Source organism: Sphingorhabdus sp. EL138 (assembly GCF_945862485.1).
Lineage (GTDB): Bacteria > Pseudomonadota > Alphaproteobacteria > Sphingomonadales > Sphingomonadaceae > Sphingorhabdus_B.
Window position 1 is genome coordinate 68,178 of sequence record NZ_CAMAYF010000003.1, and the last position, 26,279, is coordinate 94,456.

General features: G+C 55.8%; 25 protein-coding genes. 16 read left to right on the forward strand and 9 right to left on the reverse strand.

What is annotated here, in order from left to right:
* Complete coding sequence (lgt, locus tag Q0O33_RS02315; protein WP_295495506.1) at nt 1-843, reverse strand: prolipoprotein diacylglyceryl transferase; 843 nt, start codon at nt 841-843, stop codon at nt 1-3.
* A 75-nt stretch (nt 844-918) separates the two neighbouring features.
* Here lgt and Q0O33_RS02320 point away from each other — a divergent pair, with 75 nt between their 5' ends.
* Both Q0O33_RS02320 and Q0O33_RS02325 read left to right on the forward strand, forming a co-directional pair.
* Nucleotides 919-2,616, forward strand: coding sequence for a class I adenylate-forming enzyme family protein (locus tag Q0O33_RS02320; RefSeq protein ID WP_295495508.1), 1,698 nt, complete (start codon nt 919-921; stop codon nt 2,614-2,616).
* A 37-nt stretch (nt 2,617-2,653) separates the two neighbouring features.
* On the forward strand, nt 2,654-5,413 hold the full coding sequence (locus Q0O33_RS02325; protein ID WP_295495510.1) for a [protein-PII] uridylyltransferase: 2,760 nt from the start codon (nt 2,654-2,656) through the stop codon (nt 5,411-5,413).
* A 95-nt stretch (nt 5,414-5,508) separates the two neighbouring features.
* Here the strand turns inward: Q0O33_RS02325 and Q0O33_RS02330 are convergent, their stop codons facing one another.
* The 3 genes from Q0O33_RS02330 to Q0O33_RS02340 all read right to left on the reverse strand — a co-directional run bounded on the left by Q0O33_RS02330 (nt 5,509) and on the right by Q0O33_RS02340 (nt 7,742).
* Nucleotides 5,509-6,630 (reverse strand): OmpA family protein, encoded by a 1,122-nt coding sequence (locus Q0O33_RS02330; protein WP_295495512.1) that lies wholly within the window; start codon nt 6,628-6,630, stop codon nt 5,509-5,511.
* A 160-nt stretch (nt 6,631-6,790) separates the two neighbouring features.
* On the reverse strand, nt 6,791-7,243 hold the full coding sequence (locus Q0O33_RS02335) for a DUF2793 domain-containing protein (protein ID WP_366048118.1): 453 nt from the start codon (nt 7,241-7,243) through the stop codon (nt 6,791-6,793).
* Nucleotides 7,230-7,742: a hypothetical protein gene (locus Q0O33_RS02340; protein WP_295495514.1), complete on the reverse strand. Its 513-nt coding sequence runs from the start codon at nt 7,740-7,742 to the stop codon at nt 7,230-7,232. Before Q0O33_RS02340 ends, Q0O33_RS02335 begins: the two co-directional genes overlap by 14 nt.
* A 243-nt stretch (nt 7,743-7,985) precedes the next feature.
* On the opposite strand from Q0O33_RS02340, the gene Q0O33_RS02345 reads away from it, so the two are divergent.
* Nucleotides 7,986-8,537, forward strand: a complete 552-nt coding sequence (locus tag Q0O33_RS02345) for a pseudouridine synthase (protein ID WP_295495515.1) — start codon at nt 7,986-7,988, stop codon at nt 8,535-8,537.
* A 191-nt stretch (nt 8,538-8,728) separates the two neighbouring features.
* On the opposite strand, the gene Q0O33_RS02350 is transcribed toward Q0O33_RS02345, so the two are convergent.
* Genes Q0O33_RS02350 through Q0O33_RS02360 form a run of 3 tightly spaced genes read right to left on the reverse strand, consistent with a single transcriptional unit; the run spans nt 8,729 to nt 10,709 of the window.
* Nucleotides 8,729-9,880, reverse strand: a complete 1,152-nt coding sequence (locus tag Q0O33_RS02350; protein ID WP_295495516.1) for a cupin domain-containing protein — start codon at nt 9,878-9,880, stop codon at nt 8,729-8,731.
* A gap of 38 nt (nt 9,881-9,918) precedes the next feature.
* Complete coding sequence (locus Q0O33_RS02355; protein ID WP_295495518.1) at nt 9,919-10,338, reverse strand: VOC family protein; 420 nt, start codon at nt 10,336-10,338, stop codon at nt 9,919-9,921.
* Complete coding sequence (locus tag Q0O33_RS02360; RefSeq protein WP_295495521.1) at nt 10,335-10,709, reverse strand: hypothetical protein; 375 nt, start codon at nt 10,707-10,709, stop codon at nt 10,335-10,337. Before Q0O33_RS02360 ends, Q0O33_RS02355 begins: the two co-directional genes overlap by 4 nt.
* A gap of 90 nt (nt 10,710-10,799) precedes the next feature.
* Between Q0O33_RS02360 and lnt the strand changes: the two genes are divergently transcribed.
* The 5 genes from lnt (at nt 10,800) to Q0O33_RS02385 (ending at nt 16,410) form a co-directional block, all read left to right on the forward strand.
* The gene (lnt, locus tag Q0O33_RS02365; RefSeq protein ID WP_295495523.1) at nt 10,800-12,434 is read left to right on the forward strand and encodes an apolipoprotein N-acyltransferase; all 1,635 of its coding nucleotides are present in this window, start codon (nt 10,800-10,802) and stop codon (nt 12,432-12,434) included.
* 60 nt (nt 12,435-12,494) lie between these two features.
* The gene (metK, locus tag Q0O33_RS02370) at nt 12,495-13,703 is read left to right on the forward strand and encodes a methionine adenosyltransferase (RefSeq protein WP_295495526.1); all 1,209 of its coding nucleotides are present in this window, start codon (nt 12,495-12,497) and stop codon (nt 13,701-13,703) included.
* Nucleotides 13,704-13,746: 43 nt separating this feature from the next.
* Nucleotides 13,747-14,451, forward strand: a complete 705-nt coding sequence (locus Q0O33_RS02375; protein WP_295495529.1) for a tRNA (guanine(46)-N(7))-methyltransferase TrmB — start codon at nt 13,747-13,749, stop codon at nt 14,449-14,451.
* A gap of 133 nt (nt 14,452-14,584) precedes the next feature.
* Nucleotides 14,585-15,670: a histidine kinase gene (locus Q0O33_RS02380; RefSeq protein ID WP_295495532.1), complete on the forward strand. Its 1,086-nt coding sequence runs from the start codon at nt 14,585-14,587 to the stop codon at nt 15,668-15,670.
* A complete protein-coding gene (locus tag Q0O33_RS02385; protein WP_295495535.1) occupies nt 15,667-16,410 on the forward strand; it encodes a LytTR family DNA-binding domain-containing protein in 744 nt (247 codons plus the stop codon). The genes Q0O33_RS02380 and Q0O33_RS02385 overlap by 4 nt, the downstream gene beginning before the upstream one ends.
* Nucleotides 16,411-16,455: 45 nt before the next feature.
* Here the strand turns inward: Q0O33_RS02385 and Q0O33_RS02390 are convergent, their stop codons facing one another.
* Together Q0O33_RS02390 and thiS are read right to left on the reverse strand one after the other, a co-directional pair.
* Entirely contained in the window at nt 16,456-16,797 is a 342-nt protein-coding gene (locus Q0O33_RS02390; RefSeq protein WP_295495538.1) for a UrcA family protein, read from the reverse strand.
* A gap of 259 nt (nt 16,798-17,056) precedes the next feature.
* Complete coding sequence (thiS, locus tag Q0O33_RS02395) at nt 17,057-18,064, reverse strand: sulfur carrier protein ThiS (RefSeq protein ID WP_295495541.1); 1,008 nt, start codon at nt 18,062-18,064, stop codon at nt 17,057-17,059.
* 88 nt (nt 18,065-18,152) lie between these two features.
* On the opposite strand from thiS, the gene Q0O33_RS02400 reads away from it, so the two are divergent.
* The 8 genes from Q0O33_RS02400 (at nt 18,153) to Q0O33_RS02435 (ending at nt 26,184) form a co-directional block, all read left to right on the forward strand.
* Nucleotides 18,153-18,593, forward strand: a complete 441-nt coding sequence (locus Q0O33_RS02400; protein WP_295495543.1) for a type II 3-dehydroquinate dehydratase — start codon at nt 18,153-18,155, stop codon at nt 18,591-18,593.
* Nucleotides 18,594-18,635: 42 nt separating this feature from the next.
* Complete coding sequence (accB, locus tag Q0O33_RS02405; RefSeq protein WP_295495546.1) at nt 18,636-19,115, forward strand: acetyl-CoA carboxylase biotin carboxyl carrier protein; 480 nt, start codon at nt 18,636-18,638, stop codon at nt 19,113-19,115.
* A 2-nt stretch (nt 19,116-19,117) separates the two neighbouring features.
* Nucleotides 19,118-20,467, forward strand: a complete 1,350-nt coding sequence (gene accC / locus Q0O33_RS02410) for an acetyl-CoA carboxylase biotin carboxylase subunit (protein WP_295495551.1) — start codon at nt 19,118-19,120, stop codon at nt 20,465-20,467.
* Entirely contained in the window at nt 20,443-21,156 is a 714-nt protein-coding gene (locus Q0O33_RS02415; protein ID WP_295495554.1) for a M15 family metallopeptidase, read from the forward strand. Before accC ends, Q0O33_RS02415 begins: the two co-directional genes overlap by 25 nt.
* A gap of 124 nt (nt 21,157-21,280) precedes the next feature.
* Nucleotides 21,281-22,138, forward strand: a complete 858-nt coding sequence (locus Q0O33_RS02420) for an RcnB family protein (protein ID WP_295495557.1) — start codon at nt 21,281-21,283, stop codon at nt 22,136-22,138.
* A 106-nt stretch (nt 22,139-22,244) separates the two neighbouring features.
* Nucleotides 22,245-23,513 carry an amidohydrolase family protein gene (locus Q0O33_RS02425; RefSeq protein WP_295495734.1) on the forward strand — a complete coding sequence of 423 codons (1,269 nt, stop codon included), beginning with the start codon at nt 22,245-22,247 and terminating at the stop codon, nt 23,511-23,513.
* A 12-nt stretch (nt 23,514-23,525) separates the two neighbouring features.
* Nucleotides 23,526-24,236 carry a 2OG-Fe(II) oxygenase gene (locus tag Q0O33_RS02430; RefSeq protein WP_295495559.1) on the forward strand — a complete coding sequence of 237 codons (711 nt, stop codon included), beginning with the start codon at nt 23,526-23,528 and terminating at the stop codon, nt 24,234-24,236.
* Nucleotides 24,237-24,378: 142 nt separating this feature from the next.
* Nucleotides 24,379-26,184 carry a DUF885 domain-containing protein gene (locus Q0O33_RS02435; RefSeq protein ID WP_295495561.1) on the forward strand — a complete coding sequence of 602 codons (1,806 nt, stop codon included), beginning with the start codon at nt 24,379-24,381 and terminating at the stop codon, nt 26,182-26,184.
* Nucleotides 26,185-26,279 lie beyond the last annotated feature (95 nt).

The window sequence follows — 26,279 nt, forward strand, 5'->3', positions numbered from 1 at the left end:
TTAAAACTCAGCGCGCTGCCTGCGAGCACTTGCGGTGAATATCAGGAACAGTCCTACCAATATCATCGGCATGGTAAGCCACTGCCCCATGCTCAAGCCGCTCGTTTCCACGAGCCACTGCAGCTGCTGGTCCGGTTCCCTGACAAACTCGATGGCAAATCGGGCTGTGCCGTAAATGATTGCGGCCATACCCGTCAGGAACCCAGGTTTATACCGCGCGTCAGTTTTCCAAAATAATGGCCATAAAATTGCGGCCATCAATAATCCTTCAAACACCGCTTCATAAAGCTGGCTTGGGTGGCGCGGCAAATCTCCGCCATTGGGAAAGACAACGGCCCAAGGCACATCAGTGACGCGGCCCCAAAGTTCATCATTCACAAAATTCGCCAAGCGCACGAGGAACAAGCCAAAGGGCACAACGCAGGCGACATAATCACAGACTCTTAGGAAAGAGAGCTTATGCTTGCGCGCCAAAAGCCAGATCGAAAATATGATACCAATCGCGCCGCCATGGAAAGACATTCCCCCTTCCCACAATTTAAAGATATCCATCGGGTTCTGCAAAATAGAGGGCTGGTAGAATAAAATATACCCAATCCGTCCACCTAAAATAATGCCCAAAGTGGTGTACAGGATTATATCATCGGCTTGCTCGCGTGACATTGGCGCACCCGGACGGACAAGCAATTTCAGCAACATCCAATAGCCCAGCAAAATGCCGACCAAATATCCAAGCGAATACCAGCGGATTTGGAAGAAGCCCAAATCGAGCGCAACCGGACCCACGCCAAGGTCAGTAAATTGAATATAGCCAGCGGCCGTTGAAATAATCTCGAATGACACGATATTTCCTCAGGATCTTTTGACATTCCTATAGAGCCAAATAGAAGACTCACAAAGAGTTTAGGAGAGAATCACATGCCGTCGCAGTTGGACCTTGCAATTGATGCCACCATTAACCGACTCATGTCCGATGGTGGCCCCTTGGCCATTACATATGCCGAGAAAAACGGTGTCCAAATGCCCGTTTTCGCCAAAGCGCCAGGCAACATGGCCGACTATTTCGCATTTTTCTGCGCAACCCATGCCGACAAGGAATTTTTGGTCGATGGCGACATCCGCTTAAGTTTCGCAGAAACTTATGGAGCAGCCCGCGCCTTGGCAGGTGGTCTGGTTGAAGGTCACAAGCTGCAAAAGGGCGAGCGCTTTGGCATTGCTGCGCGTAATTCGGCCAATTGGATCATTGCCTATATGGCGATTGTGATGGCTGGCGGTGTTGCCACTTTGCTCAATGGCTGGTGGCAAGGCGGGGAGCTGGCCGACGGTATTCGTATGGTCGGCTGCCGTTTTGTCCTCGCCGATGAACAGCGTGCAGCACGGATGGCCGGACAAGATATTGGCCATTGCGAACTCCTTATCATCAACCATGATTCCCGACCCTTGGACGGTTTATCCGTTTTGACCGCTAAAGGTGGCGGCGCGGCAACAGCGCTTCCAACGCTAGATCCGCTCGATAACGCGACGATTTTATATACCTCAGGCTCAACCGGACAGTCAAAGGGTGCGGTGTCAGACCACCGTGCTGTTGTCCAAGGCGCCATGAGCTATGTCGGCCAGACGCTTGTTTTCTTCGAGCTTATGTCCGCAAGTGGCCAGGCGATGCCGGCGCAACCTTCGGCGCTCGTCAACGTACCATTGTTCCACGTTACCGCATCGATACCCTTGGTGCTGCAAAGCTTCGCTATTGGCCGCAAGCTGGTGTTGATGCCCAAATGGGATGCCGAAGACGCGATGCGGATTATTGAAAAAGAACGCATCACCTATTTCGTAGGCGTTCCATTGATGAGCATTGAACTTGCGACGCACCCGGCACGCCATAAATATGACCTCACCAGTTGCACCGCATTTGCCGCCGGCGGCGCGCCGCGTCCTGTCGAGCATGTCAAGAAAATCCGCAAGGAAATGAGCTGGGGCTATCCATTATTGGGCTACGGCCTTACTGAAACCAACGGCGTTGGTTGCGGCAACTTTACGGACAATTATCTGGAAAAGCCAACCAGCACTGGCCCCGCGACCAAGCCACTTGTCGAGGTCCAAATGCTCGACGATGTCGGAAATGTCTTGCCACAGGGTGATCGCGGCGAAGTGGGCATTCGGACAATTGCCAATTTCAATGGCTATTGGAATAACGAAGATGCCACGCGCGATGCCTTCACCGCCGATGGATTTTTCCGGACCGGCGACATCGGCTATCTCGACGAAGATGGCTATTTATTCATCGTCGACCGCAAGAAAGATATCATCATCCGGGGCGGTGAGAATATCAGTTGCCCAGAGGTTGAAGCAGCGGCCTATGAGCATGACTCGATCGTCGAATTGTCAGTATTTGGCATCGCTGATGACAAATATGGTGAAGTGCCCGGCATTGTCTATCACACAAAGGAAGGCGTCACGCTCACCGAAGATGCGCTGAAAGCGTTTTTGGCCCCGCGCCTCGCACCGTACAAGCTTCCTGTGCATTTCTGGCAAGTTGCCGAACCTCTCCCCCGTCTGGGGACACAGAAAATCGACCGGGTGACGCTCCGCCGCGAATATAATGCCAAAATATCTGCTTAATGCTGACATGATGCCGGATCGCGACTAAGGTCGCGCGATGGCATCAACAGCAGAACGGATATTCAAGCAGCGCGACATTATCGACCGGAGCGCGCTTACCGAACAAATCGAGGCCATTGTGCGCGCATGCATGGCCCCGGAACGCCGTCCTCGCGTCGTCGATTTATTGCAATCAGCTCTGGCTAACGGTCGGGCAGAAATTCAACAACGTCTAAATGCCGCGCCGTCGCAAGGCTATCGTGCGTCAGCGGAGCAAGCATTTCTCGTCGATCAAATCGTCCGGCTCATCTACGATTATGTCACTGTCCATGCATATCCCGCTTCCAACCGCTCTGCATCGGAAAGAATCGCGGTTCTGGCGGTCGGTGGATATGGCCGCGGTGAAATGGCCCCACACAGCGACGTGGATATCGCTTTCGTAACGCCCTTCAAGCGCAGTTCATGGACAGAGCAGGTCGTCGAAGCGATCCTTTATTTGCTGTGGGATCTTGGGTTGAAGGTTGGCCAATCGAGCAGATCGCTCGATGAAACCGTCAAGATGGCGCAAGAGGATTTGACCATTCGCACCGCTTTGTTGGAAAGCCGGTTTGTTTGGGGCGACAGGGGCGTTTACGAAGAGGCTTCGCTGCGTTTCTGGAATGAAGTCGTCGCCAACACAGCATCTGACTTTGTTCGCCTAAAGATGATGGAACGCGATGATCGGCACCGGCGCATGGGGGACAGCCGATATGTGGTCGAACCGAATATCAAGGATGGTAAGGGCGGGCTTCGCGACCTCCACACCCTCTATTGGATTGGGAAATATATCCACAAAGTGTCCGCCGCATCGGAACTTGTCGACGTTGGCCTGCTAACAATTGATGAATATAATCGGTTTAGAAAAGCCGAGAATTTCTTGTGGTCCGTGCGCTGCCATATGCACAATATCACTGGGCGTGCGGAAGAGCGTCTGACATTTTATCTGCAACGCGAAGTTGCGGAGCTTATGCAATTTGCCGACCGCCCCGGACGCTCGGCAGTTGAACGGTTCATGCAATTTTACTTTTTGAACGCCAAAACGGTTGGCGACGTAACGGGACTTTTCCTTGCGCATTTGGATGAAGCTATGGCCAAAAAAGGCCGTCGCTTCTTGCCCAGCTTTGGCCGGAAACCGCGAAAGCTAAACGGCTTTCAACTCGATCGTGGTCGCTTGGCGCTGCCGGATGAAAATTTTTTTGCGCAAGACCCCGTGCGTTTGCTCGAGATATTTCATTTGGCAGATGTGCATCAATTGGAAATCCACCCGCTGGCGATGCGCGCCGCTCAAAGGGATGCCCGGCTGATAGACAAGGTTGTGCGACGGGACCCAAGAGCGAACGCGTTGTTCCTCGATTTATTGACGTCCCCGCGCGACCCGGAAACGGTGTTACGCTGGATGAATGAATCCACCGTTTTTGGACGATTTATCCCTGATTTCCGCCGTGTCGTCGCGCAAATGCAGTTCGACATGTACCACCATTACACGGTCGATGAACATTCGATCCGTGCCATTGGCTTGCTGGCCGATATCAACCGGGGTCAGCTAAAACAAGATCACCCACTTTCTACGGCAATGGTGCAACAGATTGTCAGCAAGCGGGTCTTGTTTGTGGCCACATTGCTCCACGATATTGCGAAGGGACGTGGCGGCGACCATAGCGTGTTAGGCGCGGAGGTAGCAGAAACCTTATGCCCACGGCTTGGCCTGTCCCCAGCCGAGACCGAAACCGTAGCCTGGCTCGTCCGTCATCATTTGTTGATGTCGGCCACCGCGTTCAAGCGGGACTTGGCGGATTTCAAGACCATCCTGGATTTTGCCCAAGCCGTCCAGTCACCCGAGCGGTTAAAGCTGTTATTGGTCTTGACCGTCGTTGACATCCGCGCTGTTGGACCGGGCGTGTGGAACGGTTGGAAACGACAACTTTTGTCGGATCTGTTTGAAGCCACCGAAGAAGTGCTGCGTTTAGGCCATAAGCAGCGCGGTCGTGACGAGCGCATTGCATCGAAAAAGGCAAAGCTAGAATCCGCTTTGCAACTGCCCGCCGATACCTTCGCGGCTTTTGCCAAAACGCTTCCCGACGCTTACTGGATCGCGGAGCCCGATGACATCATTGAGCGCAACGCGCGGCATCTTCTTTCCAATGCGGGCACGGACCTTGCCATTGATGCGTGTTTCTATCCCGATCGAGGGGCAACGCTTGTCACAGTTTTTGCCGTCGATCATCCAGGGTTGTTTTACCGGATAGCGGGCGCCATTCACTTGGCGGGCGGCAACATTATCGATGCGCGGATTCACACCAGTAGCGATGGCATGGCGGTCGACAATTTCCTTATCCAAGACCCTCTGGGCCGTCCTTTTCAGGAGCAGATCCAGTTAAACCGCCTCAAGCGTAACATTGAAGTGGCGCTCACCAATCGGGCACGTCTGATGACGCAATTAGATGCCAAACCGAAAGCGCTTCGCCGAGCAGACGCCTTTAAAATCGTGCCATCGGTGTTGATTGATAACCAAGCTTCCAACCGGTTTACGGTGATTGAGGTGAATGCGCTGGATCGTCCCGCCTTGCTCAACAATTTGGCGCTCGCGCTATTTGATTCCAAAGTTACATTGCACAGTGCGCATATCGCAACTTACGGGGAGCGCGCCGTCGACACATTTTATGTGACGGATTTGTTCGGTGGCAAAATCGAAAACAAAAACAAGCTAAAGGCACTTGAAACCCGGCTTTTGGAAGCCGCGACCGTGAAGGCGCGTGTGAAAGCAAAGGCTGCAGCCTAAAATCTGCACTGCCATGCGCGGGATCATGCAGGCCACGCAAAAAAAAGGCCGGTCTTTCGACCAGCCTTTCTTGTAACCTGAAATCAGATTGGGAATTACATTCCCGAACCTGGACCGTAGGTAACTTCTACCCGACGGTTTTGCGGTTCACGCTCACCATCTGCAGTTTTTACCAATGGTGCAGTTTCACCGAATGCTTCAGTGGCAATCGCGCCAGCTGTTACGCCCTTGGACTCAAGATACGCACGAACGGTACCGTTACGACGCTCGGAGAGGCCAACGTTATACTTTGCTGTACCCGACTTATCGGCGTGACCTGCAAGCATCACCTTCGCGCTGCCACAGTTCGCATATTGCGCAACAGCATTGTCGAGAACCGAAGCCGCGTCTGGACGCAGGTTCGAATTATCCCAATCGAAGAACACGATATACGGACCCGTGTTGCAAACCGGCGCAGGTGGCGGCGGTGGTGGTGGCGGTGGTGGTGGCGCCACATATGGTGGAGGTGGCGGTGGTGCAACAACTTCAACTGGCGCAGGTGCGCCGCCGAAGTTGTAAACCAGGCTGCCCATCACGCTGTGCGAACGGAAGCGTGTGTCCACTGCACGACCAAGGCGATCAACCAGGCTCACCTTGTTGGCGTTAAAGAAACGATATTTCAGGCCGATATCCCAATTGTCGCTCAATGGCGCGCGAACGCCAGCGAGTGCTTGCCATGCCAAACCCGTATCCGAATCATCAAGGAATGCAGGGGCCGCCAAAACGGTCTGTACGTCTACGCGTGCAACACCAACGCCGCCGCCAACAAAGCCCTGAAGGCCGTCGTCGTCACCGAAATCGAGCAAGCCATTGACCATGAAGCTCAATGCATTTGCGTTACCAGCTACGGCATATGTGCCGCCGCGTACCAACGCCGTGCCTGTGCCACTGGTGATCTGGGGAGCTTGGCTGGTGAAGCCACTCAAATCAGCCTGACGAAACGAGACTTCTGATTCAAGACGGAAACCGCCAAAATCATAGCCTACTACGCCGCCGAAATCATAACCTTTGTCTGGGTCTATTGTTGCCGCATCTTTGCGGCCAGCAATATCCAAAGCGAGGTCTTCTACTATCATGGCACCGCCATCAACTCCCACATACCACTGGTTGTCGCGGGCCAAAGCCGGTGACGCCAAAGCAGTAGAAGCGAGCGCCAAACCTATGGCTAACTTACGCATTAACTTTCCCCTTATCTATCTTAGGAACGGAAATTCGAGAACGTTTGCCTACCAATTCTGTTCCATCGATGCAAGTCGCTATGTCTCTATACTGTTGCCAAAATGTCGCCATTTTTGGGGATTTATCATAATATTTGCGGCATTGTTCGGTGTTCTCGGCTCATGTTGCCAATATACCTATCGATCTGAAATATATTAGAATCGCCACCAGTGCCGCCCGCGCTTCGCTGTCGACGGTCGCGCCGCCTGTTGGATTAGGTATCGAAGGTGCGGTCGTCCATTGGCCCGCTATAAACCAGCTGTGACGCCGTGTGGATTTATTCCAAACCCGCATCCCTTCATGGGGCACAACAAAACGCCAACTGCCGCCAACCCAGTGCGCGATCTGCCCAGCTTTGCTCACCCATTCCGCCCCCATGCGCGTCTTGCCATAGCCGCGCCCCGCCATCACCAGCCATATGCGCCAATCTTCCGGTGGCTCGGCCTGATCATCGCGCGCCCAAAAATTCCAACACTGCGTGTCGGCGATGTTTTTTCGCGTCCAGCGGCGGATGACTTCGACCATCTGTTCATAAGGCAGCGCCAGCAAAGTCTGCGCATTAAGCGTCGGCATGTGGTGCGCCCTCAATTTCGGGTTCGGTTTCAGGTGCAGGCCGCGCCGCGGCATTGTCTTCGGCGCGTTGCCGCATGTGCGTAAGCTTCAGGACCAATTGCGCCTTTAATGTCGCCAAATCCGGCACTGCAGGCTTGGCCGCCGCGACAGGCGCGCCACCCTTTACCGATGCACGGTGCGCGTTGAGCAAGGCAATCGCCAGCCGATGCTTTTGCGCGCGCGCTTTCAACGTGCCATCGGCGGTCCGCCCGCTCGCGGACTGCAATGCCTCGGCCAGCAATTCTGTCTCCAACCGGGCATAGCCCTCCGCCAAAGCCAGCGCCCATGCATCGCGAAACGCCGCCGTCCGCCGCCGCTCGGCATAGACCGCACTGCTCTTTACGCCTGCCGCCAGTGCAGACGCCGATACATTGGCGGACTGCGCCAAATGGTCCAGAAAAAGGCTACGGATTTTCATATTCAACCGCGCATCCGGCACGGCTGTTTTATTGATGGCCATAAAAGCCCTCCTGAGCGCAAAGAAAAAGGGCCGAAGATTGCGCTTCGACCCCAAAGGTGATGATGAAAGCGGGTCAGTGTGCGACTCGCAATTTTCGACTATGACATAAACTAACCTTTTATGGTTACGATGTCAATAGTTTTTTAGCCTATTTGGTTATTACGCAAAAGCTCATATAGCCAACTAGCTTCCCCCACCCACAACAGCATTTCGCATCGCCTCCGCTTTCGCTACAGCACCTGCATGTCGCGCATCATCCTGTTCAACAAACCTTATGGCGTCTTGCCGCAATTTACCGACAAGGGGACGGAGGGCTCGCCGCGGCCGACTTTGTCGCAATTTGTCGATGTCCCCGGCGTCTATCCGGCAGGACGGCTCGATATGGATAGCGAGGGGTTGATGCTGCTGACCGATGATGGCCGGTTGCAGGCGCGGATTTCGGACCCGAAATATAAAATGGCCAAATGCTATCTGGTGCAGGTCGAAGGCGACGTGACCGACGCGGCGCTGGCGCAATTGCGGCGCGGCGTTTCGTTGAAGGATGGCTTGACCCTGCCCTGCGAAACCGAGCGGATTGCCGACCCCATGCTCTGGCCGCGCAACCCGCCCATCCGCGTGCGGCTGTCGGTACCCGATAGCTGGATCATGCTGACCATTCGCGAAGGCCGCAACCGTCAGGTTCGGCGCATGACCGCCGCGGTCGGGCATCCGACCTTGCGCCTCGTCCGGCGCGCGATTGGGGAATGGACGATGGATGGCCTTGCGCCGGGCGCTTGGCGCGAAGTCGAAGGTTAATCCGTCGCCTTCAATCGCTCGGGGGCCGGGGGATGCGCTTGCTTTTGGTCCGGCTGGTGAGATGAAATTGCCCACAACGGTCGCAGGCATAATGTCGCAGCGTGATTGTCGCCTTTGCAATCGCCGATAGCGCGTCAGCCTCTGACACATAACGCGCTTTCTTCGCGCAAATGCTTAACCGCGTGCGCAGATCAATCCTCGCTGTCGAACGCGATGCAACCATTGTTGCAGAGCTGCGTGAGGAGATCGATGGCCGCCGCGTTGCCCGCCATTTCAACGTCGAGAACCACGCTATCCGCAGCGCACAAATCTTTCGCCAACGCCGCCGTCTCACCATGACAGTCGAAACAGACACCATCGGCGAATAGCATAAGCGCGTCCGCATCCGTGGTGACAAAAGCCAAGCGGCTCGCCGGATTACGCGAAAGCGGCACCGAAGCGGCAATGGCCTCACGAACCTCATCAGCTTCAACGGGCACTTCGGGTCGCCAATCCATATCGGGATATTTGGGCGTGCTGTTGAAGGTGCCGAACCAGCGCGCAAAATGGGCGGGGTCGGACAGCGATTCCAGCACCATCTGCTGCAATCGGGCCAGCGCCTCAGGCAAAATCTCCCCCGCATTGGCTTGGGCCGTCAAACCCGGGTCGCGATAGAGTTCATCATCTGGAATGCCGTCCAGAACATCGTCAACATAATGCCCCAAAAGGTCGGCGCGCGATGGTGCGCGGAAACCAACCGAATAGGTCATGCAATCCGACCCCACCGCAACACCATTATGCGCGATGCCCGGCGGGACATAAAGCACATCGCCAGGTTCCAGCACCCATTCCTCGGTCACCTCAAACTGGCTGAGCAGTTTCAAATCCGCATGCTCCAACAACAAAGTATCGGCGTCGCAGTGCCCACCAATCTGCCAACGGCGGCGGCCAAGCCCTTGAATGAGGAAAACATCATATTGGTCGAAATGCGGCCCCACGCCGCCTTGGTCGGCGGCAAGGCTGACCATCACATCGTCAATGCGCCAATTGGGGATGAAACGAAACGGCGCGATCAGGTCGGCAACCGCGGGCACATGATGGTCGACCGCTTGCACCAGCAAGGTCCAATGGCTTTCATGAAGGCCAGACAGCCGTTCTTCAGCCAGCGGCCCTTGCTCCATCTCCCAACCCGCATCGGTCTGACAAATCAGGCGCGATTCAATTTCCTCTTCGCACGCCAGTCCCGCAAGCTCATTCGGCTCCAGCGGGTTTTGCCAGTCGCGAAACGCATTGCGGATCAGCAGCGGTTTTTTCTGCCAATATTCTCGCAGAAATTGGTCAATGTCGAAATTTTGAAGGTCCATGACGTTGCGCTGTGGCCTAAAGCGGCAAGAAGCAAGCGTCAGCGCGCAAACAAATTCGCATCATCGGCAAAGGCTTTGAACTCCAACGCATTGCCGCTTGGGTCATAAAAAAACATCGTGGCTTGTTCGCCCACTTGGCCTTTGAACCGGACATGCGGTTCGATGCCGAAGCGGATGCCCGCCGCCTTCACGCGCTCGGCCAAGGCTTCCCATTGGTCCATGTCCAAAACAACGCCGAAATGCGGGACGGGCACGTCATGCCCATCGACGGGATTATGCGTCGATATGCTGCGCGCCGATGCGTCTAAATGCGCGACAAGCTGATGCCCGAAAAAGTTGAAATCAATCCATTGGTCCGATGAACGCCCTTCGGCGCAGCCCATGATAGAGCCGTAAAAATGCCGTGCTTCGGCAAGGTCGTGGACGGGAAAGGCCAGATGGAATAGACGTAAGCTCATTTTGATATCACCGGCTTGGGCAAGGGTTTGTCGATGTTGTCGGCACTAGCAAGCTCCGCCGCCATTTGCACGGCGCAAGTGTTGATCCGCGCAAGATCACTTGGCCGCTGAAATTCCACTTTGGCGGCTTCGGCCATGGCAAACGCGACCAATTCGCGCGGTTGCCCGCTTTGTGTGGTGATGCGATTGCCGACAATGCCGGCCCATCTTTTGCCCGATTGGCGCACGTCGGGCGCATCGGCTGGCGCCGCGCCTGTCCGCTGTTTCTCGGCCAAGGTCGCAATGACGGCGACACAGGCGATATCGCCTTGATGGGCATCGGTGAGCGCGGAAGGGGTAATGGCGGCAAGCGCAATGGTGAAAAATATCATGCACCTGAAGTAGCAGGCCCATTGTGAACCGCAAGCAATGACGATGTTTGCCCGATTGCATTTGTCACATATCGACGGCAAAGGCGGGGCGTGCAGAAAATCTCCGCCCTGCTTCATCGTTTTCCGCGCTGGACCGCTATCGGCGCTGGTGCATTGTCGGCTTACGGCTTTGAACCTTGGGGGCTTTGGCCGCTGACGCTCCTTTGCTTTGCGTTACTGATCCACCTGATCGCGCATGCCCAAAAAACAAAGCGCGCTTTTGCGATTGGTTGGCTTTTCGGCGTCGGGCATTTCACCTCTGGCAATCAATGGATTGCGGTCGCCTTCACCTTTCAGGCGGCGATGCCGATTTGGCTGGGTTATATCGCTGTCGTGGGGCTTGCGCTCTATTTGGCGGTGTACCCCGCCTTGGCAGCCAGTGGCGCTTATTGGTTGCGCCGTTTCTCGGCGAAAATTGTGGGTCCTTCTCGCGCAGGCGAAGGGGACGCGGCGGAAGCTTCTGTACAAACACTCCCGCTCATCTTGGCCTTTGCGGGTCTTTGGATCCTCACCGAATGGCTGCGCAGTTGGGTGTTCACCGGCTATGTCTGGAACCCGCTCGCGGTCGGATTTGTTTCGCACTGGTTTGATCTTTGGCTTCCGGCAATCGGGACCTACGGCGCTGGGGGGCTGATGATCTTGGCCAGCGGTGCGATGGCGCTGCTCGGCAGTCGTCGTTGGACAAACGGATTTGTTTTGGCGGCGATTGTCGGCGTGGCCATTGTGTCGTCGGCCAAAATGTATGTGACGGAGCCGTCGCTCAGCGATCGAACCGCCGTCACTGTGGTGCAACCCAATATCTCCCAAGCCGACAAATATGCGCCCGGCTATGACGCGCTGAATTTCGCCAAGCTGGCGATGCACAGTCGCCCGCTGCCAAATCAAGCGCCGCGCCTGATCCTTTGGCCGGAGGCCGCTATTCCGGACTATCTGGAGGACGGATATCCTTATCGTTTTTATTACGGGCAGCCGGGGGAGAGCGCCGCTGGCGCACGCGCACGGCTCACCACGCTGATGGCCGATGATGATGTGTTGGTGACGGGTGCCAACCGCCTTATTTTTGAAAAACGTGCATTGGTAGCCGCGCGTAACAGCGTCTCCGCCATGGACGCTTATGGCCGGATACTTGGCCATTATGACAAGGCGCATTTGGTGCCTTATGGCGAATATCTGCCCTTACCATGGCTGTTGAAACCACTTGGGTTGGCGCGATTGGTGCCGGGCAGCCTTGATTTCTGGCCTGGGCCAGGCGCGCGGACCATGACCGTGACCGTTGACGGCAAGCCTGTAAAAATTGGCATGCAAATTTGTTATGAAATGATTTTCTCCGGCCAGACGGTGGACCGCAAAAACCGGCCCGATTTCATCTTCAACCCGTCCAACGACGCATGGTTTGGTCCCATTGGCCCGCCGCAACATCTGGCACAGGCCCGGCTGCGCGCGATTGAGGAAGGCTTGCCCGTCATCCGGTCCACGCCCACGGGGATAAGCGCGATAATCGACGCCGATGGCCGGATATTGCACAGCCTGCCCTTGGGTACGGATGGCCGCATCGATGCGTTTTTGCCGCGCGCCAAAGCACCAACCCTGTTCGCGCGATTTGGGAACATCATTCCGCTGGCTCTGGCGGCGCTGCTTATCCTGTTGGCATTGTTACCGCTTGCTCACCGTCGCGCTTCTCGCTAAGGGCGCATCACGATATAAAGAATTCTTTATACGCAGACACAGCAATAGACTGGAAAAACCATGCGCTCAAATTACCTCTTCACGTCCGAATCCGTGTCCGAAGGACATCCTGATAAGGTTTCGGACCAGATTTCCGACGCCATCGTCGATCTGTTTTTATCCAAAGACCCCGAAGCGCGCATCGCGTGCGAAACATTGACCACGACGCAATTGGTTGTGCTCGCGGGCGAAATTCGCTGCAAAGGCGTATATGAAAATGGTCAATGGGCCCAAGGTGCCAAAGAAGAAATCGAAGCCACCGTCCGCCGCACCGTCAAGGAAATCGGTTACGCGGAAGACGGCTTCCACTGGGAAACCCTGCGTTTCGAAAATAACCTGCACGGCCAGTCTGCGCACATCGCGCAGGGCGTAGATGCCTCAGGCGACAAAGACGAAGGCGCTGGCGACCAGGGAATCATGTTCGGTTATGCATCCACCGAAACGCCTGACCTGATGCCAGCGACGCTGGATTACAGCCACAAGATCCTGGAGCGCATGGCCGCCGACCGTCATTCGGGCGTCGCGCCTTTCCTTGAACCCGATGCCAAAAGCCAAGTGACCTTGCGCTACAACAGCGAAGGCAAGCCAGAGGCCGCGACCGCTATCGTCGTGTCCACACAGCACGCGCCGGGTTATGACCAAGGTGCGAAGGAAGCCGAGCTGCACAATTATGTGAAGAGCGTCATCGCGGACCTGTTGCCGGCAAGCCTGCTGACCGAAACCGTATATCACATCAACCCAACGGGCAGCTTCGAAATCGGCGGACCTGATGGCGATGCTGGCCTGACCGGCCGTAAGATCATTGTCGACACCTATGGCGGCGCGGCTCCACATGGTGGCGGCGCATTCTCGGGTAAGGACCCGACGAAGGTTGACCGTTCTGCCGCCTATATCACGCGCTATCTGGCGAAGAATATCGTCGCCGCTGGCCTTGCCACACGCTGCACCATTCAGCTTGCTTATGCCATTGGCGTGTCAAAGCCATTGTCACTGTATGTCGACACGCACCGCACTGGCACGGTCGGCGATGATCAGATTGAAGCGGCGATCATGGGCATCGCGAAATTGGGCGGGCTTACACCGCGCGCTATTCGCACGCATCTTGGCCTGAACAAGCCGATTTACCGCAAGACCGCCGCTTATGGCCATTTCGGTCGCAAGCCAGAAGGCGACTTCTTCCCATGGGAACGCACTGACTTGGTCGAGGACCTCAAAGCAGCGCTGGCTTAATTAAACTTGCAGGGTGGCGGCTGAAAGTTTAGCCGCCACCCGCATGACTGCGAACAAAATCGGTGATCCAACGACCTTGAACCGCCTCTATGGCCGTTCAAAGGGTAAAAAGCTGCGTTCCGAGCAGAATGACTTGGTCGATAATCTTCTGCCACAGATTTCGGTGCCAGACGAAGGGCCGCTGGGAAGCAGAGAGCTGTTCGGAGACGACCGCGCGATGCATTTCGAAATCGGTTTTGGCGGCGGCGAGCATTTGGCGTTTCGCGCCGACCTGCTGCCCGATCATGGCTTTATTGGTTGCGAGCCGTTTTTGAACGGCGTTGCGCAAGCTTTGTCACATATAAAAGAAGGCGGATTGCACAATGTGCGCCTCCATATGGGTGATGCACTCGAAATATTGCGCCGTGTTCCCGACGGGTCATTGTCCTTCGTCTATCTGCTGCATCCCGACCCTTGGCCAAAGGCGCGGCATATAAAGCGCCGGATGATGAATGACGGGCCAGTCGATTTGATTGCGGCAAAACTAAAACCCGGCGGCGAATTCCGCTTTGGCACGGACCATCCTGTCTATGTCCGCCACGCGCTGATGATTATGCAGCGGCATCGGCCACAATTTGATTGGCTGTGCAACACCGCGTCCGATTTTCAGAACCGCCCCGGCGGCTGGCCCGAAACCCGCTATGCGGCAAAGGCGCGCCGCCTTGGGCATGAAGTATGGTATTTCCGCTATCGGCGCAAAGAAACCTAAGCCGAAGATAAACATTCGACGAAATTGGCGAAGCGTTCGACGAGAGACGATGCACGTGGTGCAAGCGGCGCAAAATGCGGTATGACAGGATATGGAGAGAGCTACTTCCCCGCATCCGCTCATTGGCCACCAGATGGCATTGCTAACCATCATTGGCTTTTGGGCATTTTATGCGCTGATCTTGTCGCTGCGCGCCGCATTGCTGGACTTCCCTGCGCAAGCGGTCTTGTTCGAACGTCGCTTGATCGTGGCGTTGGTCGGCGTGCTTGTGACATGGCTGCTCTATGTCGGTTTGCGTATGGCTGACCGCCGCTCCCTTGGCTTTCGGGTTAGTCTGGCCTTCGTTGGGGCCATTCCGTGTGCCATGCTTCTGGCATCCGCCAATTTCTATATCTTCAACCTATATGACCCCGTTAGCTTGTTTAAAGACCCAAGCATTGGCCGTTCGGTTGAAGATCTAAAGGCGCAATTGGGCCTGTCCTTTTGGCAGGAAATTGCCGATATTTCGGTAACGCATTATTTTTTCCTAATCGCATGGGGTTCGCTTTACGTTGCCATTGGCTATGCGCGTGAAGTGCGCGAGGCCGAGCGCAAAACCTCCCGCTTTGCGCAAGCGGCGCAAGATGCCGAACTGCGGTCCTTGCGCTATCAGGTCAATCCGCATTTCCTGTTCAATACGCTCAATTCGCTATCCAGCCTCGTCATAACCGGAAAGCCCAAAGAGGCCGAAGCGATGATCCAGAATCTGTCCAATTTTTATCGAACAAGCCTGTCGTCCGATCCGCTGGACGATGTTACCCTTGCAGAAGAAGTCGAGCTCCAGCGGCTCTATCTCGAAATTGAAAGCGTGCGTTATCCCAAAAGGCTACGTGTCAAAATCGACATTCCAGATGCCTTGATGGCGCAGCATGTGCCCGCATTGATCCTGCAACCTTTGGTCGAAAACGCGATTAAATATGGTGTCTCGCGCAGCACCCGTCCCGTAGCATTGTCCATCAGCGCCAAAGCTGAGGGCAATGTTCTTATCCTCAGCGTGCGCGATGATGGCGAAGCCGTCGATCCAGAACATATTGGCGGAAATGGTATTGGCTTGGCCAATGTCCGCGACCGATTGGAGGCACGCTATAAGTCGGCCGCGCGCTTGGATGCGCAGGCGATTGCGGGCGGCGGCTTTGTCGCCATGCTGACCTTGCCCCTAAGCCGGAGGATAACCCCATGAAGCGGCTGCGGACGTTGATTGTCGATGACGAGCCGCTGGCCATTGAACGCTTACAAATATTGAGCGCGGATCATCCGACGATCGAAATCGTCGGCACAGCAAATGACGGTTTGGAGGCGCTGCGTATTGCCCAGACATTGACGCCGGACTTGATTTTTCTCGATATTGGCATGCCTAAAATGGACGGCATCAACGCCGCCCGCGCCTTGGGGTTGATGCCGAAAAAGCCCGCCATCATCCTGATCACGGCGTATGATAATTTCGCGGTTGAGGCGTTTGACCTCGACGTTGTGGATTATGTGCTGAAACCTGTGTCGAGCGAGCGTCTTGGCCGCGCAATCGCCCGCGCATCTGGTGCGCCTGAGGCTGAGGCGGCTGTGCCCGAGGTTTCGGCAAAAACGCATAGCCGATACGCGCATGAATTTTGGGTATCCCACCGCGCGGAGCTTATTCGGGTCGCGGCGATGGACATTGAACGGATTGAAGCCGAGCGGGATTATATGCGGCTGCACACCAATGGCCGCAGCTATTTGCTGCACCAGACGATCTCTGCGCTGGAGCAAAGATTGGACCCCGAACAATTTCAACGCATACACCGCAGCCATATTGTCCGGCGCGATCTCATCACGGGTCTTCGGCATGAAGGTGGCGGGGTCTGGCACGCTTTGCTGGGTGAGGATCAGGCAATGCGCATCGGGCGGAAATATCTCGCTGACGTCAAACGGCTTGCCGGAAAATAAAAAACCCCGGCAGCGGTCTACCGGGGTTTTAGGGGTCAATAGTGATCAGTTCGTAGCGACGCTTGCTCGGCTATCGAAAGCAAGGCCGCGCTTTTCCAGATAGGTAGCGACAATGCGCTCCCGCGTTGGCGCAACCTGACGATAGGCGGCGGCTTCGCAATTCTGTTGGTCTTGGCGTTCGGCCAATGTCCATCCGCGCGGGGTGCCGCATACTTGCTTCACAGCCTGCCGGATACGTGTGTCGAGCTGTGTGCGTCCTTGTACCGACGAAAGATCAAGATCGGCGTGACGCACTTCCTGCGTTTTTGCATTGGCCATGGCAGGTGTGGTGACCATCACGGCAGAGGCAAGGGTTAACGATAACATCATGTGCTTGGGGAGTGCCATAAATATACCTTTCAAATTGGCCGCTGCATTGCGCAGTCCGCCAAAGGGGGGGAGAGGGTGCAGGCGGACATGCATCCGAAGCTGGGGAGCATTAAAGGCAGCCCGCCTACGGACAGATAGATACACTGACTGTATTACCCATGCATGACAGTTTCGATGAAGCGCAAAGACAGTCGATGAGCCGACCAAAGTCACCGCGAACGCACCAAGCTGATCGACCAACGACCAAAATGGCCACTTCGTCGATGAAATTATGCTTTTAAATCAATCCCGCAAGCGGACTGGAGGGATCGGCATACATACGCCGGCCCATTCGGCCCGCCAGATAGGCCATCCGGCCTGACTGGACCGCCAATTTCATCGCCGTTGCCATGGCGATAGGATTTTTGGCCTCGGCAATCGCGGTGTTCATCAACACGCCTTCGCAGCCCAGCTCCATCGCGACGGCAGCGTCGGACGCCGTACCCACGCCCGCGTCAACCAGAACCGGAACCTTCGCGCCTTCAACAATCAAGCGGATCGTCACGCGGTTTTGGATACCAAGCCCCGAACCAATCGGCGCGCCCAACGGCATCACGGCCACGGCGCCAGCATCTTCCAATTGCTTGGCGGCAATGGGGTCATCGACGCAATAGACCATCGGCAGGAAACCTTCCTTGGCCAAAACCTCGGTCGCCTTTAACGTTTCGCGCATATCGGGATAAAGCGTCTTCGCCTCGCCCAATACCTCCAGCTTGACCAGATCCCAGCCGCCAGCTTCGCGCGCCAACCGCAAGGTGCGGATGGCATCATCGGCGGTGAAGCATCCGGCGGTGTTCGGCAAATAAGTGTATTTTTTGGGATCGATATAATCGGTCAGCATCGGTGCCTTAGGGTCTGACACATTGACGCGTCGCACGGCCACGGTGATAATCTCCGCACCCGACGCCACAAGCGCAGCGGCGTTTTGTTCAAAATCCTTATATTTGCCGGTCCCGACAATTAGCCGCGAATGAAAATTGCGCCCCGCCACGGACCAGCTGTCATTCGGGGCACTGTCCTGCCCGCCGCCGACAAAATGGACGATTTCCAAACGGTCACCATCTGCCAAGACCACGTCTTCCAACGTTGAGCGCGAGACTATCTCCAAATTGCGCTCCACCGCGACCTTTGCCGGATCAAGTCCAATATCGCGGACCAGATCGGCCACGGTGGCATGGCTACGAAAACGGCGCAGATCGCCATTGAGCGTCAGGGAGATAGTATCGGAGGACAGGGTAGAAGTCATTTCATCTCGCAATTTTTATTCACGTGCATATAGTGACGGGCGGGCGGTGTGCGCAACCGCTGCTTTGACATTATCTGGGGAATATACTTTGGCTGACCAGCCGATAATCTTTGTTCTAAATGGACCAAATCTCAATTTGCTGGGCACAAGAGAGCCCGAAATTTACGGCACCGATACGCTGGACGATATCGCTGGCCATTTGGACGACCGCGCGCGCGCCGCAGGGGCCGTCATTGATTTTCGGCAGTCTAACCATGAAGGCCATTTGATCGATTGGCTGCATGAAGCGCAGGCCGTTGGCGCAAAGGCGGTATTACTCAACGCCGCAGGATACACCCACACATCCATCGCGATCTTGGACGCGATCAAGGCGATTAATGTTCCGGTATTTGAAGTGCATTTATCCGACCCGCATCAACGGGAAGATTTCCGGCATTTGAGCTATGTTAGCATGGCCGCGAAAGCGGTGTTTGCGGGGCATGGCGCAAAGTCTTACGAACTGGCGCTGGACGTAGCGTTACAACTTTGACATTAGGCGCTCCAAAGTAATTCAGGGGCCAAGGAGTTTTACATGGCGGCAAAGACAGGAACCACTGGCAGCATGCAGGTCGACACAGACCTCGTCCGCGAACTGGCGGCGATGCTGAATGACACAGGTCTTAGCGAAATTGAGGTTGAGGACGGCGAACGCAAAATCCGCGTATCCCGCAATATGACCGCTGTGGCCACACCGATGATGGCCGCGCCCGCCGCGGCGCCAGCTGCCGCTCCCGTAGCCGCCGCAACAGCTGCCGCGCCAAGCGCCCCTGCCGTTTCCGCCAACGCGATGAAGTCACCGATGGTCGGCACTGCCTATCTGACGCCTGAGCCTGATGCAGCGCCCTTTGTCAGCGTCGGCCAACAAGTGAAGGCGGGCGACACTGTTTTGATTATCGAAGCGATGAAGGTCATGAACCCAATTGTCGCCGCCACGTCTGGTACCGTCACCGAAATCTTGGTCGAAAGCGGCCAGCCGGTTGAATTTGACCAACCCCTGATGGTGATTGCGTAAACATGGCCATTGAAAAAATCCTTATCGCCAACCGTGGCGAAATTGCGCTGCGTATTCACCGTGCGGCGCATGAAATGGGGATCAAGACGGTCGCGGTCCATTCCACCGCAGACGCCGACGCCATGCATGTGCGGTTGGCGGATGAGGCCATTTGCATCGGGCCGCCTTCTGCGACCGACAGCTATTTGAACATTCCGGCGATTATTTCCGCCGCCGAAATTAGCCATGCCGACGCGATTCACCCCGGCTATGGTTTCTTGTCGGAAAACGCGCAATTTGCCGAGATCGTCGAAAGCCATGACATCACATGGATTGGCCCCAAGCCCGAACATATCCGCACCATGGGCGACAAGGTCGAGGCGAAGCGGACCGCAGGCGCACTGGGCTTGCCGCTTGTCCCGGGTTCCGACGGCGCAATTGAGGATGTCAATGAAGCCAAAGCCATAGCGCGCGAAATTGGCTATCCGGTGATTATCAAGGCCGCCTCTGGCGGCGGCGGGCGCGGCATGAAGGTCGTGAACAGCGAAGAAGAGCTAGAGACCCAGATGCAGCAAGCAGGGTCCGAAGCAAAAGCCGCCTTTGGTGACGCGACGGTGTATCTTGAAAAATATCTCGGCAACCCGCGCCATATCGAATTTCAGATTTTCGGTGATGGTAATGGCAATGCCGTGCATTTGGGCGAGCGCGACTGTTCCTTGCAACGACGGCACCAGAAAGTGTTGGAAGAAGCGCCCTCGCCTGTGCTGGCAACGGCCGAGCGGGATCGCATGGGCAATATCTGCGCCAAGGCAATGGCCGATATGGGCTATCGCGGCGCAGGCACCATCGAATTTTTGTGGGAAAATGGTGAATTCTATTTCATCGAAATGAACACACGGTTGCAGGTCGAACATCCCGTCACCGAAATGATTACGGGCATTGACCTGGTGCGCGAACAAATCCGCGTGGCCGAGGGTAAACCGCTTTCGTTTAAGCAAGAGGATGTGACCTTCACGGGCCATGCGGTGGAATGCCGGATCAACGCCGAAGACCCCCGCACCTTCATGCCGTCACCGGGCACCGTAAGCTGGTATCACCCGCCCGGCGGGCTATATGTCCGCGTCGATAGCGGCCTCTATCATGGCTATAAAGTCCCGCCTTATTATGACAGCATGATTGCCAAGCTGATTGTCTATGGCCAGACGCGCGAAGGGTGCCTGATGCGCTTGCGCCGTGCGCTGGGCGAATTTGTGATTGAAGGCATGAAGACCACCATTCCGTTGCATCAACGGCTTTTGGAAGAGCCTGATTTCCAGAACGGCAATTACACTATCAAATGGCTTGAAGAATGGCTGGCGAAGGACGCGGAATAAGTCTTTCCCGCCGTGAGGCGGCCTTAGGGCTGGCGGCCCTGCCGCTCGTCGGCTGTGCGCCTGTCGGCCCCGACCGGGATGTGTTGTTTATTCCCGCCGACAAGGCCGCCGCGCTCACGCCCGATGATCCGAAGCGGCTGTTAGAGCTGATAAAGCTCGATCCCGCGATCTGGCTCGACATGCGCTATGCGACCGCCAACAATTTTACCGGCCGTATTTTATATGACGAAGCCCGCGCCTTTTTGGCGGCCCCAGCGGCTTTGGCCGTCGCGCGTGCCAGCAAAATGGCACAGGCAGATGGCTTTGGCCTGACCATTTACGATGCCTATCGTCCTTGGCGCATTACCAAAAAGCTGTGGGATGCAACGCCGGTTGGCCCGAAAAAGGAATATGTCGCCAACCCCAAACGCGGGTCCAAACATAATCGTGGCTGCGCCGTCGACCTGACCTTGCATGATCTGCAAACCGGACAGCTTGTCGAAATGCCGACCGAGTTTGATGATTTTTCGGAAAAAGCGCACCGCAATTATATGGGGGCGTCTGCGGCGGCCATTGCCAACCGGGCGCGGCTGGCAGGCTATCTGGAAGCCGAAGGTTTTGTCGGCCTGTCCAACGAATGGTGGCATTTTGATTTTACAGGGTGGGAGCAGTTCCCCGTCATGGATATTCCGTTTAACAAAATCCGTTAACATATTCGTTCATCAAAACGCTTCCTTTCATGAACGTGAACACATAGTTCAGCTTCGCTTCAGCAGAATCGATGCAGACAGGGTCCAACGCAGACGCATGGTGCCTCTGCCATGGAGACCTGCCATGAAAAAATATATTCTCATGACTTTGGTGACCGCGACGGCGCTTTCGCCCATTGCGGCGCATGCTACCCCGTCCGCACCCGTTCGCGCCGACGTGATGGTGGAAGACTTTGCGGATTTTCAGCGCGAAGACCGGCGTGCCGAACGGCAAGAGGCGCGCGCAAACCAGCCCCCAGAGCAACGCGCGGAACGCCCTGCAGAGCGGCAACAAAACCAGCGGCAGCGCGGGCAGTCATTGCAAGAACCCACACCAGCAGAAGTCATAAATCGCGCCGAGCCGCAGCGTGATGGCATCCGCGCGGAACGTCAGCGGGATATTACGCGCACAGAACGCCGCGAAGCCCGCCAGGACGGCCGATATTATGATCGGAACCGTGATGGTGACCTTGACCGCCGCTGGGACCGCAATCGCGATGGTAATCTGGACCGGAATTGGGATCGGAACCGTGATGGACGGCTGGACCGCCGCTTTGACCGCAATGACGATGAACGCATTGACCGTCGTTACGACCGGAACCGCGACGGCCGGCTAGACCGCAATCAAATGGGACGCTGGAACGACAATTGGCGCAATGACAACCGCTATAATTGGCGCAAATATCGCGAGCAGAACAGAAATTATTACCGACCCGGCCGGTATTACGCCCCCTATCGTGACCGTAAATACAGCCGCATCTCCATAGGGTTTTCGCTCGGTTCGGCTTTTTTTGGTCCGCGCTTTTGGATCAATGATCCTTGGCAGTATCGCTTGCCCGCGGCGTATGGCAGCTACCGTTGGGTGCGTTATTATGACGATGTCCTTTTGGTCGATGTGCGCAACGGCCGTGTGGTTGACGTCATTCGCGACTTTTTCTGGTAAGCACGGAAAAACGAAATGGCCCGGACCCCATCTTCCGGGCTTTTTTGCTTGTAACCTTGCCCCAAGCTGACCAAACACTCGCCCATTAATAAGGGGAGAGTTATTGATGTTACGTTGTCTATTACTTGCAAGCGCCGCTTTGTCATTGGCCGCGCCAGCGTCCGCCACGACGCAAGCCATCATCGTTGGCAATCTCATCCCCGATGCCGCAACTGGCCCCACTGGACCGGCGGTCATTTTGGACGAAGATGGACGGATTAAAGACATCGCCAAAGGCATCAACAACCCATTTAAAGCGGACAGCGTCGTGGACCTCTCGACCAAGACCTTGGTCCCCGGCCTCATTGACCTCCATGTCCATTTAACGGGCGACCCCGGCGATGATTATCGCGATGAGGCGGTGAACCCCGATGAATGGGGCGTGGTCATGGGCGTGAAGAACGCGGCGTTGACCCTCAAGGCTGGCTTTACGACAGTGCGTGAGGCGGGCTCTGCGCAAAATACCGCCTTTGTGCTGCGCCGTGGCACCGCCGAAGGCCGCATCATTGGCCCGCGCATCATCGCGGCCGGCCCGGCTTTATCCATCGTCGGCGGCCATGCCGATGTGTCCGGCTTCCGCAATGACGTCATTGCCACGTTGGAATCGGGCTACACCTGCACAGGCCCCGTGGAATGCGCCGAGAAAGTGCGTAAATCGTCGCGCGCGGGTGCAGATGTCATCAAAATCACGGCAACCGGCGGCGTCTTGTCGCAACAGGGCCGCGGGCTAGAGGCACATTTCACCAGCGAGGAAATGGTTTCGATCACCAACACCGCCCATTCGCTTGGCCTAAAGGTCATGGCGCATGCCCATGGTGCGCGCGGCATTGAGGCGGCATCCGCGGCGGGTATTGATTCCATCGAACATGGCACATTTGCCGATGAAGCGGCGTTAAAGGTTATGAAGGCCAAGGGCACGGCCTTGGTTCCAACATTGATGGCGCTGGAGGGCGTGCGCGCCCGTTTGGGCAAGGGCATTTACACCCCCACCGTTGAGATCAAGGCCAAGCAAGCGGTTGAGGCCGCGGGCCGTCAGGTTCGGCGCGCCAAGGCCATGGGCGTCACCGTCGCCTTTGGTACCGACGCAGGCGTATTTGAACATGGCCGCAATGGCAGCGAATATGCCTTATTGGTCAACGCAGGCATGACCCCGACCGAGGCATTGGCCAGCGCCACCACGGTCGCCGCCAAAACGCTTGGGATGGAAAATGATATTGGCCGCATTGCCATTGGCTATTCCGCGGATCTGGTTGCGGTGAATGAAAATCCGCTCAATAATATTCGCACCCTCGAAAAGGCAGAATGGGTCATGGTAAGAGGACGCATCATTCCGTGATTCGGTGATCTTATGCAGACAGATACGCCCGCCAAAGAATTTGATCCCAATAATGATCCCGCCAAGCTGGCGCGGATCGGCGCGCATGTGACCAAAAGGTTGAACGCCAATCTGCTGGTGCAACAGGTCGAACATGAAGACGCGCAATTATACATCTATCAAGGCTTTTTAAGCGCCAAAGACTGCAAGACATTGATTGCGAAAATTGATGCCGATGCTGTGCCCTCCACCTTGTACAAAGGCACCGAGCAAGAGGGCTTTCGCACCAGTTATAGCTGCCATCTCAACCGGTGGGACGCATTCATCGCCAAGGTTGAGGCCCGGATGAGCGATGTTTTGGGCATCGACAATAATTATGCCGAAACCATGCAGGGGCAGCGCTATCAAGTCGGACAAGAGTTTAAAGCGCATCACGATTTTTTCCACCCAAGCCAAAGCTATTGGGCGCAGGAAGGCCCGGGGGGTGGGCAACGCAGTTGGACCGCAATGATCTTCTTAAACGAACCCAAAGAGGGCGGCGCGACCGAATTTCCGCATCTTGGGCTTGGCATTCGTCCGCAGGCCGGAATGATGCTGATGTGGAACAATGCGAAACCCGACGGGACGCTCAACTATAAAACATTGCATACCGGCACGCCGGTCACGCGTGGGGTGAAGCATATCATCACCAAATGGTACCGGCAAAATGACTGGCTGGAGATTACGACTGCACAAATGTCGTAAAGGGCATCGCAGTTCGCTTGCCCCACGCTTATTGTCGTCTGTCGAAACCATATTGCGCTTGGCCGTCAGGACGCCAACAGTCCATCCCATACTCATAGCGCACCCCCATAAGTGCATCGGAAATATTGTCGGAGAATATCGCATGAAAATGAAGCACCATATCCTTCTTCTCGCCAGCGCTGCCTTGCTATCGCCTATCGCGGCGCAGGCGCAGACCGCCGCGACCGAGACCGTCTCCACCGAAAGCCAGAAGCTCTCGGCATTATTTGCCGCCGATGATGAGGCGAGCCTGCAGCGTAACCCGTTGAACGCGATGTTCCGGGGCGACATGCGCTATGCTGACCGTTTTGGTGATTTTATCAGCGATGCCTATTTCGCCAATGAACGCAAAGCCGCCGAAGCCAATTTGGAGGCGCTGCAAAGCATTGACCGCACGAAGCTAAACGCGACCGACAAGATCGCTTATGACGTGTTCAAGCAAAACCAGACCGACGCACTCAAGGGCTTGTCCAAAGAGATTATGGACCTGACCGTTGTCCGTCCGCTCAATCACTTTTTCGGTTTTCACACTTTCTATCCGACCTTTGCCAGCGGACAGGGTGCTGCGCCGTTCAAGACGATGCAGGATTATGACAATAACCTGAAACGCCATAAGGAGTTTATCGTGCTCATGGACCGGTCGATTGACCGCTTCCGTCAGGGCATGGCAACGGGCGTGTTCGAAACGAAGATGACAATCACAAACGTCGTCGATCAATTGAATACGCAGCTCGCCCAAAAAACCGAAGAATCGCCTTATTATGGTCCAGTCCTGAAATTCCCCGAAGGTTTCAGCGATGCCGACAAGGCGCGGCTCACGTCCGAATATCGCGACATTATCGAAAACGGCCTCTACCCCGCCAATGCCAGCCTACGCGATTTTCTGCGCGACAGCTATTTGCCACTGGCGCGTGAGCAAGTTGGCCTATCGGCGATGAAGGGCGGCGAAGGCCTGTATCAATATATGATCGAGCAGACGACGACCTTGCCGTTGAAGGCCGACGAAATCCACAATCTCGGATTGTCCGAAGTCGCGCGGATCACATCGGGCATGGAAGCGATCCGCAAGGAAGTTGGCTTCAAAGGCACTTTGCCGGAATTTTTCGAACATTTGCGCTCGGATCCAAAGTTCAAACTCGCCAGCCGTGATGCCTTGACTCAAGGCTATTATGACATCGGCAAGATTGTTGATGGAAAGATTTCAACGCAGTTCAAATATCTTCCCAAGGCGCCGCTTGAGATCAAACCTTACGAAGAATTCCGCGAGAAATATGAAGCTGGCGGCAGCTATCAGTCCGGCACGCCCGACGGTTCGCGCCCCGGCACATTTTATTTCAACGCATATGATCTGCCAAGCCGCACGACCCCTGGCATGACCACGCTCTATCTGCACGAAGGTGCGCCAGGGCACCATTTCCAGATCAGCATCGCACAAGAAAATGAAAAATTGCCTGCCTTCATGCGCTTTGGCGGTAACACCGCTTATGTCGAAGGCTGGGCGCTCTATTCGGAAACCTTGGGCTATGACATGGGCCTTTTCAAAGACCCGTATCAACGCTTCGGCACATTGTCGGACGAAATGCTCCGTGCCATGCGTCTTGTCGTTGACACTGGCCTGCACAGCAAGGGTTGGACGCGCGAACAAGCGATCGGCTATATGCTCGCCAATAGCGACATGGGCAAAACCGACGCAACCGCAGAGGTGGAGCGCTATATCGCCATTCCGACACAAGCCTTAGCGTATAAAATCGGTGCGCTGACAATCATGCGTCTAAAAGACAAGGCCAAGACGCAATTGGGCAAAAAATTCGACGTACGCGAATTCCACAATCAGGTTTTGAACACTGGCGCGTTGCCGCTGACTGTTCTCGAAAAGAAAATCGACGATTGGATATCAACGTCGAAGTAAAGGCATGCGCTTCCCGGCAAGAATATTTGCCGGGAGGCGAAGCACTTGATTGGTGTGGCGGGTTGATATAGCTCCCTTGTCAGGGGAGAGTGAAT